We start from the raw sequence: 18,882 nt of genomic DNA, 5'->3' as shown, positions 1-18,882 counted from the left end.
AATGGGGAGTTTTTTTATTTAGGCTTATTTGCCTGTTTTTTCTTTAATAAAGGCACGCGCCTGACGAATTTTTTCTTTTACAGGTTTTGGCACTTTAGGTGGGATCAATTTTGCCGCCTGATTAAACCAGACCAGCAGGCTAAAGTCACCTTCCATTTTGATGCTGCCATCCTGCATGCCTGTCATAAATGCAGTTGGATCACCTTTCACCAAGGTTTTCACGCCCTGCTCACTTGAAGCAAACTGCAAAATAAAGTCAGCCTTTTCTGGATTGCCTGCAACGGTATCAATCTTGCCACGGTTGACAATAATCTGACGTGCCAGTCCTGCATCCGTACCAATCTGGATACGGAATTCACGGTCATGAACCAATTCAATAAACTTTGGGCTAGTACGTGCCAATTGCTTCATACGTAACGCCAAACCTGTCACCAACAAATCTAACGGATCAGTGCTTACATCAACAATAGGTAACTGAATCACAGGTAAAGAAGAAAGCTTCATGACATTTATGCCCACAGTATTATGATGAAAATTAAGACAACTGTATCCTAGCACAATTGTTGCAAAGGCGGTAAAAGCTTTGTTTCAGAAAGTTAGTGCAAAAAAGGCATGCCGAGCATGCCTTTGATGTGATTTATCTTATTATAAATTATCGGCTAGAGCATTGTTGCTGGTCATCCTTGTACACAGGGGTGTGCTCAATATACTGACGGTTTGCCAGCTGTTTCTGGGCCTGTTTGTCTTCACGTAAAAGAATAAATGTCACCATTACCATCGCAAGGCTCAGCGCCGTCAGGTAACTATAGGCGACTGACATTTCGAACATGGTTTGCACCCCAAAGCGCACCACTTCCAGCAGTCCCCAGCACAGCATACCTGCCAACATAAAACCTAGCCAACGACGATAAGGAGAAAAGAAAACAGCAATAACTGCGACAGCGATCAAGCCAAATCCAACCCACATGGTGAAATTCGCTGCTTCCATAGAAACCTCCGTCTTTAAAAGGATGGTCGGGGTCTTGCCCAGACCTCATCATAATTGTTCTGTAATCTCTAACAGTACTATGTATTGCGTTTGTGTCTTTATGCATTATGGAGCGTTTTTTCCAGAAAAAAAGAGCCTGAAATCAACCATACGACACAAGATGTCGCAATATGCTTTTGTCATTACATTTTTTACAGGCATAAAAGGCCTGAATGACCATATAGCATCAGTTACAGCGTGTCATTACAAAAAACTATCACGCTGTTTTTAGCTTAAAAAAACTTTTTTCTGAATTTTTTTATCGTTGTTTTTCTATACATTTAGACATAAATATGACGGAATCGTGACGTATTTAAAATAAATAATGCCGCTTGAAAAACGGCATTAAATAAAGCTCAAAACACAGATCTGGACTGCTTTCAGCACAACCCACCTTTAAGCACGATTCAGGTCCTTGTCATGCATTCCCAGCAAGTATAGGACACCATCCAAACCGACACTTGAAATCGCCTGATTGGCATTCTGACGCACCAGTGGTTTTGCACGGTATGCCACGCCCAAGCCTGCAATGGCAAGCATTGGCAAATCATTGGCCCCGTCCCCCACTGCCATGACCTGTTCTAGCGAAATACCCATTTTGTCGGCCAAATGACGTAATAATTCAGCCTTACGCGCACCATCAACAATTGCGCCCTTGACCTCACCTGTCACCAGACCATCCCGTACATCCAAAATATTGGCATGCACTTCATCAATTCCAAGCTTTGCCTGTAGGTATTCAGCAAAATACTGGAATCCACCTGACAGAATTGCCGTTTTATATCCCAAGGCTTTCAGGGTTGAAATCAGACGCTCTGCGCCTTCGGTCACGGTTAAACGTTCTGCAATTTTTGGTAGAACCGCTGCATCCAAACCTTTTAACAAGGCAACACGGGCGCGGAAACTTTGCTGAAAATCCAACTCCCCCTGCATGGCACGCTCGGTAATTTCAGCTACCTGAGCACCCACACCCGCCTCCAGCGCCAACTCATCAATCACTTCCTGCTCAATCAGGGTTGAATCCATATCGAAACACACCAGACGACGGTTACGGCGATAGGCATTATCCTCTTGTACCGCGACATCAATGTTCAGTTCACCCGACAGGCTGAGGCAGGCGGCACGCATGGCCTGCGCGTCCAGCATTTGTCCACTTAAACCAAACTGGACACAGGCACGGCGTGGAAATGGGCTATCGGTTTCCAGATCCAGTCGACCCGACAAACGTGTCACTGTTTCAATATTAAAGCCCTGACTCGACACAATTTTGGTCACTGCCTGCAAGTGTGCTGCCGTAAGTTCTGGGGCAAGCGCAGTCACGATATAGCGGGTTCTTCCACCCTCACTCACCCATTGTTCATATTCTGCGTTGGAGATTGGTTTAAATCGCACAGTTAAGCCAATATCATGTGCTAAAATCAGGATCTCTTTCATTGCCAATGCGGTTGCAGTCTCATGATCCGATGCAACAACAATCCCAAGGGTGAGTTGATTATGGATAACAGCCTGACCCACATCGAGTATTTGCAAAGAATGTACGGAGAGCACCTGCATTAATCGAGTAAACTGATTCGGTTGATCTGGTCCTAAAAAGGATATAAGAATGATTTCTCGCATGAATTGACTCGTGGTTGAGCGACAACTATTGTATGTAAGAATCATAACATAACCCAACCTGAATCTATTTGACTCTTATTTATCTTGGAAGTTTAACTTGAATGCGCCACGCCAAGGGCTATTTGCTAGCCTGCTGATTGTAAGTTTTGCACTGCATACCTTTTTATTGGTGATTGCAACAACACATCAACTCAATGAAAACCGCGCCAGCCAGGGACAACTGATGACCAGTCAGCTTGTGGCAGATAGTCTTTCAGAGCTGGAACCCGCCAACACGGTCTCATTGGCACTGGTGGCCAACCGTTATGCAACCAACCCAAGTGTCGCATCCATCCGTATCCTGGATGCCAATAAACAGGTGCTTGCGACCAGTGGCATGGCCAAAACACGTCAGGGTGAAGTCTTTGTGCGTGATGCCCTGCAAAATGAAAAGAAAGTGGGAACGGTGGAAATCACCTTAATCCAGCCAAGTATTGGTGAGATTCTACGCACACAATGGCTGGCGATTTTGGCTTCCTTGTTTATCCACTTCCTGATATGGCTGGCTTACCGTGCCATTGCCCGCCCAACACGCAGTGAATACCTTGCGCGAATTAACCAGGAAAATCATCTTAAACATGAGATTCAGCGCCTAACCCAGGCGCTGGCGCTGGAAAAACAGAACACGGTGACTCTGGTCGCACAGGCCCAGCAACAGGCAAAGGCCCAGCCAAAACCACGGACTGAGAAGAATCCAGCCGAACAGACCCAGCTTGATCATGAAACGCTGGCACTGAATATCCAGTTTTATGATCCAAAGCAGTTGCTTAGTAGCGTAAACCAGTCAGTCTCGGTTCCCTACTTCAAGCTTTGCCAGTTATTTTTAGATAAAAGTATCGATCTGTGTAGCAGGCATTATCAAATGGATGCCGCACAAATTCGCGTGGTACAGGAATTTAATGCCGAGGGCGCCACATTATCAACGACCTTGGAAAAGCCGCATGTACTTGAATGTCTGATGATGGTGGGTGCGGTATTCCAGTTGTTGGCAGAGGTGCTTTACAAACGTTACCGTGAAGATAAACGCTTTGCGCTACAGACCCGCGGTGCTGTGACAAGCGCCGTTGATGCGATGCAACTGGACGCGATTGAGGCATCAAAACGCCTCACCCAGCATTTGCATGCAAAAGAGGCTGCTTTGCACCTGAGCCATGACCAGCTTAAAACCATTCAAAATAGTTATGAACTGGTGGCAATGCCAAACCCAAGCAATATCATGACCCGTCATGCCTTTATGATTAACGGCATGAATGAGCAGTGTGCCACTTTGGCGCAAAATCTTCGTACTGAAATCCTGATGGGCAAGAAAGCGAAAGTTTCAAGTGAATCTTCTGATATTCCAGCGTCATAATCCATTATCATCTGTTTCCTGACTGACCTGATTGCTTTTCCAAGGCATCAGGCTTTTCAATTGATCAAGAAGCACAGGCGAAATTTGTTAAAATGCGGTAAACTATGCTCGGTTTATCGAATATGAGTGCCTTGAAAGGCAATAAAAAGGTGAAAGCGAATGCCGCTGAGTCGTGTTGAAGAGCTTGTCGCAGATATTCGTGCAGGCAAAATGGTCATCCTGATGGATGATGAAGATCGTGAAAATGAAGGTGACCTGGTCATCGCCGCAACGCATGTGCGCCCTGAAGATATTAACTTCATGATTACCCATGCACGCGGTTTGGTCTGCCTGACACTCAGCCGTGAACGTTGTAAACAACTGAATCTTCCGTTGATGGTTGACCAGAACGGCGCACAGCACGCGACCAACTTCACCCTCTCGATTGAAGCGGCTGAAGGCATCAGCACAGGCATTTCCGCTGCTGAGCGCGCGTATACCATCCGCACCGCGGTTGCGGCACATGCCAAGCCAAGCGATATCGTTCAGCCAGGCCATATTTTCCCATTGATGGCGCAACCAGGTGGCGTACTGCACCGTGCAGGCCATACCGAGGCAGGCTGTGACTTAACCCGCCTGGCAGGCCTTGAGCCAGCGTCCGTGATCTGTGAAATCATTAACGATGACGGCACCATGGCGCGTCGTCCTGATCTGGAAGTGTTTGCGGAAAAACATGGTCTTAAAATTGGCACCATTGCCGACCTGATTCATTACCGCATGACCAATGAACAAACGGTTGAGCGTTTGTCCCAAGAAACCATTGACACTGAATACGGTGCGTTTGAGCTATACAAATACCGTGAAATTGGCAATCCAGACATCCATCTGGCGTTGGTGAAAGGTGAACCAAAACAAGGGGTCACTACAGTTCGTGTGCATGGTTTCAACCCTGTACGTGACTTGCTCAAACTCAATAAAGCAGATGGCTCCCCTGCATGGAGTCTGGACCTCGCACTGAGAACCATCTCAGAGAGCGACCGTGGTGTATTGGTATGGATTGGACAGGACCATCTGGAAGATCTGGGTCATGCGATTCATCACCTGAATCAACCAAAGCCTTTGAAATCCAATGCCGCCCTCTCCCAGCAATATCAGACCATTGGTGTCGGTGCACAGATTTTACGTGATCTGGGTGTTGAAAAAATGAAACTGTTGAGTTCACCACTTCGTTTCAATGCCCTATCAGGATTTAATTTAGAGGTAGTGGAATACATCACTGCCGATCAAGTCACAGCAAAATAATCGAGGTTGTTATGGCAATTCGCCGAATTGAAGGTTTACTACATCTCGCAAGCGAAGGTCGTTATGCGATCTTGGTTGGTCGTTTCAACAGCTTCGTGGTTGAACATTTACTGGAAGGTGCGATTGACACCTTAAAACGTCATGGCGTTGCAGAAGATGCGATTACCGTGATTCATGCGCCTGGTGCATGGGAACTGCCAATCGTTGCGAAAAAGCTGGCTGCCTCAAACAAGTTTGATGCCATCATTGCCCTCGGTGCAGTGATTCGTGGTAGCACACCACACTTTGACTTTGTTGCGGGTGAATGTGCCAAAGGTTTGGGGGTGGTTGCACTTGAAAGCACTATGCCTGTAATCAATGGGGTGTTGACAACTGACAGCATTGAGCAGGCAATTGAACGTTCTGGTACGAAAGCAGGTAACAAGGGTAGCGAAGCTGCATTGACTGCAATCGAAATGGTTAACTTATTAAAGGCAATTTAAAGCATGTCGCAAACACTTCAGGCCGCTTATGCAGCGAAACGCAAAGCACGTCGTTTTGCTGTACAAGGGATTTATGAATGGCAAATGAGTCAGAACCCTGTCCATGAAATTGAGGCACGCACTCGTGTTGAAAATGCCATGCACAAGGTTGACCTTAACTATTACCATGAATTGCTCACTCAAGTGGTTGCCCAACATGACGCTCTGGATGAGTTGCTCATCCCTGTCCTTGACCGTGAGTTAAATGCCCTCGATGGCGTGGAACTTGCCACTTTACGACTCGGTGCCTATGAATTACGGGATCATCTCGAAGTTCCATACCGTGTGGTGCTGGATGAAGCGATTGAGCTGGCAAAACACTTTGGTGGTGCGGACAGCCATAAATACATCAATGGTGTACTGGACCGTCTTTCCTCAAAGCTTCGTGAAGCTGAAAAACAGCAAGCTAAATAACAGGCTTGTGTCATGGCTGAGTTTTCAATTATTGACCAATACTTTAAACGCGCATCAAAATCTGGTGTCAGTTTAGGAGTTGGTGATGACTCAGCCATTGTTACACCTCCTCCCTCACAACAACTGGTGATCTGTACCGATACACTGGTTGCTGGTCGTCATTTTCCCCTAAACACTTCAGCACATGCCATCGGCTGGAAAAGTGTGGCGGTCAATTTATCTGACCTTGCTGCAATGGGTGCAAAACCGCATAGTATTTTACTGGCATTAAGCCTACCAACAGTTGATCATGGCTGGCTGGCTGGCTTTAGTCAGGGACTATTCGATTGCTGTGATCAATTCGGTGTCAGTCTGATTGGTGGCGATACCACACAGAGTTCCCAACTGACCATCACGGTCACGGCACTGGGCTGGATTGAACAGGGTCAGGCCATTACCCGATCAGGTGCACAAGTGGGTGACTACATTTGTGTCAGTGGTCAGGTTGGCGATGCCGCATTTGGGCTACAGCATCTTGGTCATGCCCTACAGCAACGACTTGATTATCCAACGCCACGTTGTAACTTAGGACAGCAGCTCAAAGGTCTGGCCTCCAGTATGATTGATGTTTCGGACGGATTGGCCCAGGACTTGGGACATATTCTCAAAGCGTCCAATGTCGGTGCAAAACTACAACTTGATCAGCTTCCAATTGATGAATCACTCAAAAAGCTGGAAAAACAGCAGGCATGGCACTACGCCCTTGCGGGTGGTGACGATTATGAGCTGTGCTTTACAATATCACCGCAAAATTTTGAAAAACTACTTCGACAACAATTAGATGTTCCGCTTACAATAATCGGCGAAATTACCCAACAAACTGGATTGTCATTTGTGTATATGGGCGAAAATCACCCATTACCTGTTCAGGGATATCAACACTTTGCATAAGCCACCGATTCACTTTAAACAAATGAGCTGGTTCAACCGCTGCATCGTTTTTTGCGGTGTCGGTTTCGGTTCTGGCTTAGCGCCCAAGGCACCTGGAACATTTGGTTCAGCCTTTGCCCTGCTGTTTGTGCCATTGTGGCTACAATTGGGTTTCTATGGCAGCTTGATTGCCATCCTGATCATGTCGGTTGTGGGCATTTATATCTGCGGACAAACCGCCAAAGTCATCAATGTCCATGATGATGGACGTATTGTCTGGGATGAGTTCGCAGGACAGTCCATTACTTTCCTGCCTTTGCTTTATTTACAGCAAATGAATGGGTTGTGGGTCATTGCTGGATTCGTATTATTCCGTATCTTTGATGTCTGGAAACCATTCCCAATCAACTGGGCCGACCAGAAAGTGTCTGGTGGTCTGGGTATTATGCTGGATGACATTATTGCTGGACTTTGGGCAGCAATCTGCCTATCTCTTCTCCACTTCTACTTTTGACTTAAACCAGTAGGGTTAATTATGTCAACAACTGTGATTATTCTTGCAGCAGGAAAAGGAACGCGGATGCGTTCTCAATTACCCAAGGTTCTACAACCGCTTGCAGGTCAGCCTTTACTTGGTCATGTGATTCAAACAGCACAAAAACTACATGCCCAAAATATTATCACCATTTATGGTCATGGCGGTGAACTGGTTAAACAAAGCTTTGCCAATCAAGCCATTGAATGGGTTGAACAAGCTGAGCAATTGGGAACAGGCCATGCCGTGCAAATGACCCTGCCTGTGCTGCCACAGGATGGAATTTCCCTGATTCTATATGGTGATGTCCCATTGGTTCGTCAAAGCACCCTTGAGCAGCTGCTTGAAGCCTCAAGTGAGTCTGGTATTGGCATGATCACACTAAACGTTGAAAACCCAACGGGCTATGGTCGGATCGTTCGTCAGGCAGGCAAGATTCAGGCAATTGTTGAACACAAGGATGCCAATGAAGAACAGCGCCAGATTCAGGAAATCAATACAGGCATTTATTGCGTTAGCAATGCCAAGCTGCATCAATGGCTGCCAAAACTATCCAATAATAATGTGCAGGGCGAATATTACCTGACCGATATTGTGGCGATGGCCGTTGCGGATGGCCTGGAAATCGCCTCAATTCAACCTGAACTGGCTTTCGAGGTTGAAGGGGTGAATGACCGTTTACAGCTTGCAACTCTGGAACGTCAATTCCAGCAGCAACAGGCCAAAGAACTGATGCAGCAAGGGGTGCATTTAATCGATCCAAATCGTTTCGACCTCCGCGGCAGCCTAAAATGTGGTCAGGATGTGCAGATTGATGTGAACGTGATCATCGAAGGGGATTGTGAGCTGGGCGATAACGTCCAGCTTGGTGCAGGATGTATTTTAAAGAATACCCGTATTGCAGCAGGTACCAAAGTTCAGGCTTATAGTGTTTTTGAAAATGCGGTTGTGGGTGAAAACACCCAGATCGGTCCTTTTGCCCGCCTACGTCCAGGTGCCAACCTTGACAATGATGTTCACATCGGCAATTTCGTTGAGGTGAAAAACTCAAATATTGGTCAAGGCTCCAAAGCCAACCACTTCACCTATTTAGGTGATGCTGACATCGGCGTGGATTGTAATATTGGTGCAGGCACCATCACCTGTAACTATGACGGTGCCAACAAACACCGTACCATTATTGGTGACCAAGTGTTTATTGGCACCAACAATTCACTGGTTGCCCCAATTAAAATTGGTGATGGTGCGACCACAGGTGCAGGCTCAACCCTGACCAGAGATGTAAATGAACATAGTTTAGCGGTTGAACGTGCTAAACAGTTTGAAAAATCTAATTATCAACGTCCCCAAAAATTGAAAAAATAAGAGGATTCTATTATGTGTGGCATTGTTGGTGGCGTTGCAGAACGTAATATTACAGAAGTATTGATCGAGGGTCTAAAACGCCTTGAATATCGTGGTTATGATTCTTCAGGCTTGGCATTATTAAACAATCAACACATCCTGCGTGAACGCCGTGTGGGTAAGGTGGCCAATCTGGCTGAGGCGGTATCAGAACAACATTTAACAGGGAATGTCGGTATTGCACATACCCGTTGGGCAACCCATGGCAAACCAACGGAAAACAATGCGCATCCGCATGTTTCAGGCAATGTTGCGGTTGTGCATAACGGTATCATTGAGAACTATCAGGAACTCAAGGATGAATTACAGGCCTTGGGTTATGTATTCACCTCACAGACCGATACCGAAGTGGTTGCGCATCTGGTCAATAATGCCTTAAAACAAACCGATAGCCTGCTTGGAGCAGTCCAGAATATTGTACCCCGACTTAAGGGTGCATATGCACTTGGAATTGTGCATACTGAACATCCAGATGAAATGATTACCGTTCGTGAAGGTTCACCACTGGTCATTGGTGTCGGTATTGGTGAGAATTTCATTAGTTCCGACCAGTTGGCCTTATTGCCCGTCACCAATCGCTTCGTCTACCTGGAAGAGGGTGATATTGCGCGTCTAACCCGCAGCAGCATTGAAGTATTTGTTGATGGTAAGCGCGTTGAACGTCCAGTAAAGGAACTGGATGCAACGGTCAGCAATGTATCTAAAGGTGAATATAAACACTTCATGCTCAAGGAAATTTATGAGCAGCCTGAAGCGATTCAGCAGACCATTTCTCAAGCTTTAAATGGCAATAGCTTACGTGATGATTTCCTCAACCATGCCGATGCTGACTTTGGCAAAATCCAGCAGGTACAAATCATTGCCTGTGGTACTAGCTACCATGCAGGGATGATCGCCAAATACTGGTTTGAACAGTTGATCGGTGTACCTTGCCAGGTTGAGATTGCCAGTGAATTTCGCTACCGCACGCCAGTGATTGTCGCCAATACGCTGTATATCTGTATTTCCCAGTCTGGTGAAACAGCAGATACGCTGGCAGCGTTACGTGAAACACAAAAACGTGCCAATGCACAAAACCTTGACATCACCACCATGACGATTTGTAACGTTGCGACTTCATCTATGGTTCGCGAAACAGATTATCATTTATTGACGCTGGCGGGTCCTGAAATCGGTGTGGCATCAACCAAGGCCTTTACCACCCAACTGGCAGCACTCATGTTGTTGATTCTCAAGATCGGTGAAGTGAAGCAACACCTTTCTGAGAATCAACGCAACCAGATCATTGAGGGATTATGGCACTGTCCTAAAGTGATTCTGGATACCTTACAGTGCAATACAGAAATCCTGCGTTTATCCACCTTGTTTGTTGAGAAAAACCATTGCCTGTTCCTGGGTCGTGGCACACATTTCCCAATTGCGCTGGAAGGTGCGTTGAAGCTGAAAGAGATTTCATATATTCATGCGGAAGGTTACGCGGCAGGCGAACTGAAACATGGGCCATTGGCTTTGGTGGACAATGAAATGCCAGTGGTGATTCTGGCGCCAAACGATGACATGCTCGATAAACTCAAGTCGAACATGGAAGAAGTTCAGGCACGTGGCGGTGAGCTGTTTGTATTTGCTGACCAGGACAGTGGTATTCACGGTAAAGACCGTCAGCATGTGGTTCACATTCCATCTGTCAATGAATGGCTGGCACCGATTGTTTACAGTATTCCTGTACAGCTACTTTCTTACCATGTTGCGGTATTACGCGGAACTGATGTCGATCAGCCACGTAATTTAGCGAAGAGTGTTACTGTGGAATAAGTTATTGTAAAATATAGCTTTAAACTAGAAATAAAAGTTGTAAACTGAATAAACCCAGCTATACTGATTAAAAAGTAGGCTGGGTTTTTCTATGAGTAGAGCACGGAGATGCTTCACACAACAACAAATTAGCAAAAGAATAAAAGATGGTCATGGGCAGGATATGGAAAAAGATTACCAATCATGGCTGACTATTCAGGATGTACCCTCTCGTGGGGTCTCTCATCGTATTTACTCTCATAAAACACAAAGAGTTCATCACTTACTTTCTAATTTAGAATTGTATGTTTTCTTGATTTTAGATTGGTCTAATTCTGTTCAGGATATTCGGGAACAATTTCCTTTGAATATAGATGATACAAGAGAAATCTGTTTAGAACATGGTTTGAGGCATTCAAGCATACAAGGCTTAGAACAGGTCATGACTTCCGATTTTCTGATTGATACGAATGACAAGAAAAAACCTCAATTCGTTATCCAAGTAAAGCCCTTAAAAGAACTCATCAAAGAAAGAACAATTGAAAAACTCGAAATTGAGCGTCGTTACTGGGAACTCAAAGAAATCCCTTGGAGTATTGTGACGGAACAAAATATTCCCTCAACTGCCCGAAAAAATCTTGAATGGTTGAGCCCCTTTGTTACGGAACAGTTAGAGCCTGATATCTGGGATAGCCTACATACCATTTCTTATTATTTTTCAAAAAAACCAGGGATTTCTATCATTAAACTCTGTAAAGAGATTGATATTCAGGAAAGAACTACGGCTGGAACGACCCTACGATATTTAAGAACACTTATAGCAAATCGTTTAATTAAATTTGATATCCAACAGCCATTCCAGAAATTAAAAGGGTCTGACCTAGTGTTTGATTTAGAGATGTCTTATGTGGCAAATCAATGAGGTCGTTAAATTTGATGAAAGCCACTACCGGATTTTATTCTTTCAATCTGGCGAAATCATATGGATTCATATGGAAGAAGCCAAAGGAGTTCCATCTTTAGTTCTTGAAGAACAACTTTCACAATGGATTGATGAAAAACGCTTATTTAGAAGTTCAGACCCTTTTGAATATCTTAAGTCTATAGAGCCACCCGTAAACTCAGTCGCTTTTGAAAAACGTGCTCAGGCTTACCGAATTATTGAACCAATCGTATATGACACAGGCTGTTTCAATGAAGAGATTAGAGCTAAACGGGTTCGTTTAGTAGAGCAGACCAATATCGCAACGAAGGCGACGATATACAAATACCTACGTCGCTATTGGCAGAGAGGCCAAATTCCAAATGCCTTATTGCCAGATTATAGAAATGCTGGTGCACCAGGAAAGCCAAGAACCTTAGCTGGTTCTCAAAAATCTGGAGCAAAGCGTAAATTTGGCAATGGAACTGGTATTAAAGTCACGCCTGAAATTGAACGGCTATTTCGTTTAACAGTTGAATCTGAATTATTAAGTGACAAGAAAATTAATATCACATCTGCTCATCGACAATTTGAAGAACTTTTTGTCCAACATTATCCACATGTAAAACAGGGAGATATTCCGACCCGTAGACAGTTTGACCATTTCTACAAACGTGAATACGAGCTTCCACAAATAATAGAAGCCAGAACTCCTGTATTAAGTTTCCAAAAAGACGTACGACCATTAAGTGGAACTGCTACAGCAAATACGCTTGGGCCTGGTAGTCGTTATGAAATTGATGCAACTATTGCCGATATCTATTTAGTTGCTGATGATGATCGAAGCAAGATTCTAGGTCGTCCGATCCTATATGTAGTGGTTGACGTTTTTAGCAGAATGGTCGTGGGATTCTATATCGGATTTCATAATCCATCCTATGTTGTTGCCATGCAGGCGATTGTAAATGCTTGCAGTGATAAAGTCAGTTTATGCAAATTACTTGGAATTGATATCGAGCCAGAACAATGGCCAACCCTAGGTTTACCTGATGCCATTCTTGCTGACCGTGGTGAAATGATGAGTCATCAGGTCGAACGCTTAGTCCAGGGTTATAATGTTCGTATTGAAAATGCACCTGCTTATCAAGGGGATGCAAAGGGCATTGTTGAACGCTATTTCGGAACATTACAGGCAGAATTCAAACCTTACGCCCCTGGCGTAGTCAAAGGGAATCGTATTCAAAAACATGGTGAAAAAGATTACCGTCTTGAGGCGGTTGTACCTATTTCTGCCTTTGCCAAGATGATCATAAAGACGATACTTTATCGTAATCAGTATCATGTATTGGATACTTATGACAGAGATGCAGATTTTCCACCAGACTTACCCTCTATTCCATTACATATATGGAACTGGGGAATACAAAACCGTACAGGCCATCTTCGTACTGTAGATCCAGATAGTTTACGGATCATGATATTGCCTCGTAAGAAAGTTTCCATTTCCACTTCTGGTGTCAATTTATGGGGACTATATTACATTGGCTCAGAAATACTCAGAGAAGGCTAGTTACATCGTAGTAAAGAAGTCTCTCGCCCACAGGATCTCCAAGCTGCCTATGACCCAAGTTGTGTAGATAAAATATATTTATTCCCGAAACATGATAGTACGATCTATTGGGAATGTTCTTTATCAACCAAAAGTCGTCAATTTGCGGGTATGTCATTTTGGCAAGTCTGGGAGATACAAGATCAAGAAAAGAATCTACATGCGATTGAAAAAGATAACAGTAAAACTGCCCGTAGAGAGTTGGATCAATTTATTCGTGACACCATTGCTGAATCAAAAAAAATGGCGACCAATTCTAGTGTGTCAAACCGTCAGCGTTTATCTGAAATTAAATCGAATAAAAAATCTGTTCGTGAAAATGAGAAATTATCAAATAGATACTTAAAGTCTGATAAGTCCCCTAAAGATCAGGGAACGATTATTTCATTTAAGCCGAAACAAGATGAATCCAGCTATCCACAATTCGTTCCAGGTTTCTTTGATGATGAGGATGATCAGTCATGACAAGTAATCGAATAAAAAATGCGGAGTATCATGACACTGGTGTTCATGCTTACAAAGGTAATCCTTTCATCGAAGCTTTACCTCCTATTCAGGAGCCTTTTGAAGATACCAAAAATCTCATCTCAAAAGTAATACCCACACTTGATGATATAAAACAAAAAAGGGTTATTCGTGCCCATAATATCCATCAGATCACAGGTTCATTTTTCCAGCCTTTAGCAATGCATATGTTACTGAGTGAACGTATCTCTCTCATGATTCGTGGAGGATATGTTGGTCGTAATCCAAACACGGGGAAATTACAACAACATCTGCAAAATGGTTACGAGAGATTGCAAACAGGTGACTTGGATGCCAAACGTTTTGATGAGGCTGAGTCAACCGCTCTAAGCATGGCCATTATCGGCTGTTCAGGTAGTGGTAAAACAACATCTCTACGCAGAATATTAAATACTTACGATCAGGTTCTTTTTCATCCGTTATTAAACAAATATCAAATCGTTTACTTAAAAATAGACTGTTCCCACGATGGTTCACTTAAAGAACTCTGTCTTAATTTCTTCCGTGCCGTTGATAAAATCATGAGATCAAATTATGAGAAAAAGTATGGGATGAAAAGACATGGGGTAGAAACCATGCTTGCCCTCATGGCGCAAACAGCCAATATGTTTGCCTTAGGCCTGTTAGTCATTGATGAAATCCAACATTTGAGTCGGGCAAAGTCTGGCGGTTCAGAGACAATGCTCAACTTCTTTGTCACCATGAGCAATACCATTGGTATTCCTGTACTTTTTGTGGGGACGCCTAAAGCAAGAGATATTTTTGATCTTGATCTACGCTCCAGCCGACGTGCTGCTGGTCTAGGATCTATTTTTTGGAACCCAATCCCTCAATACCTAGCTGATCAGAATAGTCAAAACCCTGAATGGATAGCATTTACCAATACGCTTTGGAAGTTGCAGTACTTGCAGAAAAGAGACCCTATCTTAAGTGATGAGATTCGAGATACCTGGTTTGATTTGAGCCAAGGTATTCTCGATATTGTAGTAAAACTATTTATTTTAGCCCAGTTACGTGCCCTCGCCACGGGAGCAGAAACGATTACTGTAGAGCTACTGAAACGTGTTTATGAGGATGAACTGAAACTTGTACATCCTATGCTCAGTGCATTACGTTCAGGTATACCTGAACGAATCGCTCAATTCTCAGATTTGGCTGTACCCGATATGGATAAGAAAATCATCCATCTTATTCAAAAAATCTCCGCTTCTGCCGTCGAATCGGAAGAAGATCGAGCCTTAAAACAGTTGAGTAATGATGATCAAAGACGTGTATATCTGATGCTAAAAGATGAGTTTCCATCAGACTCCATCATCTTTGCCATTCAAAAAATTGTAGCATTAAAACCCCAAATATCTAGACAACAGCTCTTGGCTGCTATTGTTCAGGCAATGGAGACAGACAATACACCGCCACACGCACCAGCAACCAAAAAGAAAAACCAACGCATTAGCTTAAAGCAATGGAATGAGCTGGAAAATACCGATCTTCGGCATATTTTTTCTATAAACCCAACCAGCCCAGAAAGTATTTATACCCAATTAGACCATCAAGGTTTAATTCTGCAAATGTCAGACCTGTTGTCATAGTATAGGGGAAGAATCATGTGGAATTTTCCAACACCGCTTCCTGATGAGCTGATTTACAGTACCATCGCCCGTGCTGGATTACACCATGGCATTCAAAGTCCTAAACAGTTACTTGATGAGGTTTACCAAGATAGAAAAGTCGTTGCTACCATAGACTTACCCAGTCATTTAAATGCTATCGTACATTTATTAGAGCGAACTGGCTGTTTTAGTTTAATAGACTTGATTTACAAACATACGATGTTTGGCTTATATGCACCTTTTGTTCAGGAATCCCATCGACAAAAAGCAATCATTTTAATGGCTGAGCAGGCATCTGGATCTATTCATCTTATGCTTGGTCTGAATGCTTCCAGAGTCTCCAACAACACCAAATTCCACTACTGTCCAATCTGCATACAGCAGCAACGAGAAACTTATGGAGAGTATTTCTGGAATAGAGCCTGGTTTCTACCCAATCTTTCAATCTGCCTGAAACACAATTGTTCACTTCTGTCTCAGGATTATATTCAACAACAGCATCGGCATCTTTTCTTGCCCTTATTACCAAATCAAACTCAAGACTCTGCTTATTCCTATTACAAGGAAGACTTCATATTAGGGCAAATGGCTGTAGATTTATTACAACTCGATCCTCAATCATCCCCAAGCCATGAACAATGGACTAGATTCTATCTGGAAATTGCTGATGCAAAGAATTTCCGCAGGGGGAATCATGTTTGTCATGATCAGACCTATGAGCAGGTGATTAATAAGTTTAACGATGTCTATCTCAAATCTAAGAATTTAGGGATTGATCCTGATCAAGATACATCTTGGTTTAGATCGATTTTCAGAAAACATCGCAAAGCCTTTAGTTTCTTAGAACATTGTATTATCTGGTCTTCATTTATACCCGAAATGTCACCTAAAGAAATTATGCAATATGTGGGTTCTATTTCAACAACCCCATATTTTGTAAAACGACCTATTTCTACTGAGAATGTTCCTCCTATAAAAATAAGAGAGATGAGACAAAAATGGCAAAATATCGTGCTACTTCATGGTGTAACGACTGGCCGTAATATTAAGTCAGGTCAGGCAATTTATATGTGGCTATATAGAAATGATCAAAATTGGCTACTGACCTTTAATTCAAGACATTTATCACAACCTCAAGTCCGAAAAAATAAAGTAAATTGGCTTATACGTGATTTTTCAATAACCAAAGAATTATTCAAAGTTTTATATCGTTCAAATAATGATTTAGCTTGTCCAAGAATGTCAAAAAATTGGTTTCTCAATCAGGTATCCAAAGGAAATTCCATTTCCAAACATTTGCACCAACTGCCTTTAAGTTCCAAATTTCTTTCAACTTATTCTGAAGATACAATGGCTTATCAAATACGAAGAATTACCCATGCCACGATCAGGCTTGGTTATACCGAATCCAGTACTACAGATAGATGGCGGATATTACGACTTGCAGGATTAAGTAAAGAAAGAATTACTCAAGAAGCCCAAATTTTCCTAAATATGATTTGTGAGAAGAAGATTTATGCACATTAAACGCCTCCCTTTAGATACATTGATTACAGGTATAGGACGACTATTTAAATATGATGATAAACCTTGGTTTATTAATCTGTGGGGGGAATCTGAAGAGTCTAAAGCAAAATATTACACCTCTTTTTCCCACATGCATTTGTTGGCCAAACGCCGAATTATCAACTCCACCCAAAATGAACATCGAAAGTCTGGATTTCATCTAAAATTTAGATGTCCCTTACCCTCAGAGTGGATGTCTTTTGCTCAATCCAAATCACAATTTCATTTTTTTGGTTTTGATGCTTTGGCAACATTTTCAAATGAAGCACAAACCGTTAAACAGGTTCATATTGAATTGCCACAGCTTGAGTTAGCAAGAGCTTTCTTCTTCCAGAATGCTTACCTTACTCGATCTGCACTGGAGTTGAATGTGCTGGCAGAAGACTTTGATATTCAGAACAAGACTGATCATTACTTGATTAATGTTCTTCCCTCATGTGAGTGTTCACTTGCACTTTCTCATTTCAATAAACCTGGTTTTCGTCGATTTCTTGCATATTTACTCCTAAATAAAAACATAAGAGCTTCATACGAAAGCATCGCCCAACAGTGTCAGGCTTTTGAAAGCATCAATAATACGTTAAGAACATGGAACTTTAGTTTTACCCCACCCAATTTAGCAGACGTAAACATTGAGGCACATGGTTACTATGACAAGTTAACCAATACATTCAAGATTGATGAAATCATTGGCTTTTCTGGACTCTCCACTCATATTGATAAGCCTGTTTATTTTCATCACGATAAATTTTCTAAAGCCTCAAAAAAATCGGGTAATACCAGTACCATACCGCCAAAGTCGAATCATGCAGAACCTAAACTCAATGATGAGGAAGAAGCAACCCCTAGCAATAAGCCTACTATTGTAGATGGTCCAACCACTTTACTTGATTTTGATGATCCATTTGAAACTGGGAAAGTCGCAGATAAAACTGGTACAAAAAACGCTGTTATTGTGGATAATGCTCAAGAGTATATTGATGAATTGATTGGTGATGTGAATGCAGATGAACCAGGAGTTAGTGGTTCAGTTAAAGCGGGGGATTTTGAGGGTGCAAAGGATCAAACCAATGATGCTCATTTATATCTAGACCGCTTCTCGGCTTTTATAAAGATGCTTTATAAACTTGAAGAGAAGTATGGAATACAATATTCACTAACTTTAAAAGTTCTACCTGAAGTAGCAGGGTTTACCAAACATCTAAAGGCTGATGATAAACCACGTTGTATCGCTGAAGTACATTTTCTGTATCAAGGTCAGCATTTCATTTTACTTGAAGTTGATACCTCCGATAATGCGACACGTCTTTCAACCCAATTATTAACCATAAAAGATATGAATTGCTGGGAAGAAGATTATGAAAAACTTCGTAAATTTGTGGTTCAAAAAACACTCAATTGGCCACATAGCTTCATCAGAAAAATAGCAACTCAACAAGTCAGATTTAATCACCCACGTATTGATGAGGGCCAAAAAGTCGCTATTGAGGATCTAGAAAGCTGGGCTAGTCGAATTTATATTGGTTTAACCAAATAAGAGCTAAAACTTAATTAAAGCCCATCTGCTAAAATTTATACTTATTTAGCTGCTCTCCCCCCCATTTGGTATTATAGATACTGTAGAACACGGAAGGGAAAGTGATCAGTGACTTTATTCATAGGGCAAGTGTAATGTAATGGCTGGGACATTAAAGCCCCTTATGCAATATGTTGGTTGGAAAAGCATTTCAGCTTTAAAATATATTGAATCGTATCTAAATT

General features: G+C 42.8%; 15 protein-coding genes and 1 pseudogene. 13 read left to right on the top strand and 3 right to left on the bottom strand.

Annotated features, from left to right (window positions below; all coding sequences use genetic code 11):
• Positions 1–24: 24 nt before the first annotated feature.
• From N5J47_RS17505 to serB, 3 genes are all read right to left on the bottom strand, one after another.
• On the bottom strand, positions 25–504 hold the full coding sequence (locus N5J47_RS17505) for an SCP-2 sterol transfer family protein (protein WP_267981333.1): 480 nt from the start codon (positions 502–504) through the stop codon (positions 25–27).
• A gap of 148 nt (positions 505–652) precedes the next feature.
• Positions 653–988 (bottom strand): ciprofloxacin tolerance protein AciT, encoded by a 336-nt coding sequence (gene aciT, locus N5J47_RS17500; RefSeq protein ID WP_267981334.1) that lies wholly within the window; start codon positions 986–988, stop codon positions 653–655.
• 435 nt (positions 989–1,423) lie between these two features.
• Positions 1,424–2,644: a phosphoserine phosphatase SerB gene (gene serB, locus N5J47_RS17495; RefSeq protein ID WP_279961318.1), complete on the bottom strand. Its 1,221-nt coding sequence runs from the start codon at positions 2,642–2,644 to the stop codon at positions 1,424–1,426.
• A 97-nt stretch (positions 2,645–2,741) separates the two neighbouring features.
• On the opposite strand from serB, the gene N5J47_RS17490 reads away from it, so the two are divergent.
• From N5J47_RS17490 to N5J47_RS17430, 13 genes and pseudogenes are all read left to right on the top strand, one after another.
• Entirely contained in the window at positions 2,742–4,034 is a 1,293-nt protein-coding gene (locus tag N5J47_RS17490; RefSeq protein ID WP_279961319.1) for a hypothetical protein, read from the top strand.
• Positions 4,035–4,193: 159 nt separating this feature from the next.
• On the top strand, positions 4,194–5,315 hold the full coding sequence (gene ribBA, locus N5J47_RS17485; RefSeq protein ID WP_279961320.1) for a bifunctional 3,4-dihydroxy-2-butanone-4-phosphate synthase/GTP cyclohydrolase II: 1,122 nt from the start codon (positions 4,194–4,196) through the stop codon (positions 5,313–5,315).
• Between the two features lie 11 nt (positions 5,316–5,326).
• A complete protein-coding gene (ribE, locus tag N5J47_RS17480; RefSeq protein ID WP_004637206.1) occupies positions 5,327–5,797 on the top strand; it encodes a 6,7-dimethyl-8-ribityllumazine synthase in 471 nt (156 codons plus the stop codon).
• Positions 5,798–5,800: 3 nt separating this feature from the next.
• On the top strand, positions 5,801–6,250 hold the full coding sequence (gene nusB / locus N5J47_RS17475; RefSeq protein WP_004683615.1) for a transcription antitermination factor NusB: 450 nt from the start codon (positions 5,801–5,803) through the stop codon (positions 6,248–6,250).
• Positions 6,251–6,262: 12 nt separating this feature from the next.
• Complete coding sequence (thiL, locus tag N5J47_RS17470) at positions 6,263–7,180, top strand: thiamine-phosphate kinase (RefSeq protein WP_279961321.1); 918 nt, start codon at positions 6,263–6,265, stop codon at positions 7,178–7,180.
• 22 nt (positions 7,181–7,202) lie between these two features.
• Positions 7,203–7,673 carry a phosphatidylglycerophosphatase A gene (locus N5J47_RS17465; RefSeq protein ID WP_279961328.1) on the top strand — a complete coding sequence of 157 codons (471 nt, stop codon included), beginning with the start codon at positions 7,203–7,205 and terminating at the stop codon, positions 7,671–7,673.
• A gap of 21 nt (positions 7,674–7,694) precedes the next feature.
• The gene (gene glmU, locus N5J47_RS17460) at positions 7,695–9,059 is read left to right on the top strand and encodes a bifunctional UDP-N-acetylglucosamine diphosphorylase/glucosamine-1-phosphate N-acetyltransferase GlmU (protein WP_279961322.1); all 1,365 of its coding nucleotides are present in this window, start codon (positions 7,695–7,697) and stop codon (positions 9,057–9,059) included.
• Positions 9,060–9,071: 12 nt separating this feature from the next.
• Positions 9,072–10,910, top strand: a complete 1,839-nt coding sequence (gene glmS / locus N5J47_RS17455) for a glutamine--fructose-6-phosphate transaminase (isomerizing) (protein WP_279961323.1) — start codon at positions 9,072–9,074, stop codon at positions 10,908–10,910.
• Positions 10,911–11,001: 91 nt separating this feature from the next.
• On the top strand, positions 11,002–11,811 hold the full coding sequence (locus N5J47_RS17450; RefSeq protein WP_279961324.1) for a TnsA endonuclease N-terminal domain-containing protein: 810 nt from the start codon (positions 11,002–11,004) through the stop codon (positions 11,809–11,811).
• Positions 11,795–13,885, top strand: a pseudogene (locus N5J47_RS17445) (transposase). Before N5J47_RS17450 ends, N5J47_RS17445 begins: the two are co-directional and overlap by 17 nt.
• Positions 13,882–15,534, top strand: coding sequence for an AAA family ATPase (locus N5J47_RS17440; protein WP_279961325.1), 1,653 nt, complete (start codon positions 13,882–13,884; stop codon positions 15,532–15,534). Before N5J47_RS17445 ends, N5J47_RS17440 begins: the two are co-directional and overlap by 4 nt.
• 15 nt (positions 15,535–15,549) lie before the next feature.
• Positions 15,550–17,082, top strand: coding sequence for a TnsD family Tn7-like transposition protein (locus N5J47_RS17435; RefSeq protein ID WP_279961326.1), 1,533 nt, complete (start codon positions 15,550–15,552; stop codon positions 17,080–17,082).
• Positions 17,072–18,658, top strand: a complete 1,587-nt coding sequence (locus N5J47_RS17430; protein WP_279961327.1) for a Tn7-like element transposition protein TnsE — start codon at positions 17,072–17,074, stop codon at positions 18,656–18,658. The genes N5J47_RS17435 and N5J47_RS17430 overlap by 11 nt, the downstream gene beginning before the upstream one ends.
• Positions 18,659–18,882: the final 224 nt, after the last annotated feature.

Origin of the sequence: Acinetobacter sp. GD03645 (assembly GCF_029845285.1) — a bacterium.
Classification (GTDB): domain Bacteria; phylum Pseudomonadota; class Gammaproteobacteria; order Pseudomonadales; family Moraxellaceae; genus Acinetobacter; species Acinetobacter corruptisaponis.
The sequence above is the reverse complement of the archived record's forward strand: the minus strand, read 5'-3'. Positions and strand labels throughout refer to the sequence as shown.

Coding starts and splice junctions, on each gene's coding strand:
- N5J47_RS17430 (WP_279961327.1), top strand. CDS start 17,072: ATGCACATTAAACGCCTCCCTTTAGATACATTGATTACAGGTATAGGA.
- N5J47_RS17465 (WP_279961328.1), top strand. CDS start 7,203: ATGAGCTGGTTCAACCGCTGCATCGTTTTTTGCGGTGTCGGTTTCGGT.
- serB (WP_279961318.1), bottom strand. CDS start 2,644: ATGCGAGAAATCATTCTTATATCCTTTTTAGGACCAGATCAACCGAAT.
- glmU (WP_279961322.1), top strand. CDS start 7,695: ATGTCAACAACTGTGATTATTCTTGCAGCAGGAAAAGGAACGCGGATG.
- aciT (WP_267981334.1), bottom strand. CDS start 988: ATGGAAGCAGCGAATTTCACCATGTGGGTTGGATTTGGCTTGATCGCT.
- ribBA (WP_279961320.1), top strand. CDS start 4,194: ATGCCGCTGAGTCGTGTTGAAGAGCTTGTCGCAGATATTCGTGCAGGC.
- N5J47_RS17450 (WP_279961324.1), top strand. CDS start 11,002: ATGAGTAGAGCACGGAGATGCTTCACACAACAACAAATTAGCAAAAGA.
- glmS (WP_279961323.1), top strand. CDS start 9,072: ATGTGTGGCATTGTTGGTGGCGTTGCAGAACGTAATATTACAGAAGTA.
- nusB (WP_004683615.1), top strand. CDS start 5,801: ATGTCGCAAACACTTCAGGCCGCTTATGCAGCGAAACGCAAAGCACGT.
- N5J47_RS17440 (WP_279961325.1), top strand. CDS start 13,882: ATGACAAGTAATCGAATAAAAAATGCGGAGTATCATGACACTGGTGTT.
- N5J47_RS17435 (WP_279961326.1), top strand. CDS start 15,550: ATGTGGAATTTTCCAACACCGCTTCCTGATGAGCTGATTTACAGTACC.
- ribE (WP_004637206.1), top strand. CDS start 5,327: ATGGCAATTCGCCGAATTGAAGGTTTACTACATCTCGCAAGCGAAGGT.
- thiL (WP_279961321.1), top strand. CDS start 6,263: ATGGCTGAGTTTTCAATTATTGACCAATACTTTAAACGCGCATCAAAA.
- N5J47_RS17505 (WP_267981333.1), bottom strand. CDS start 504: ATGAAGCTTTCTTCTTTACCTGTGATTCAGTTACCTATTGTTGATGTA.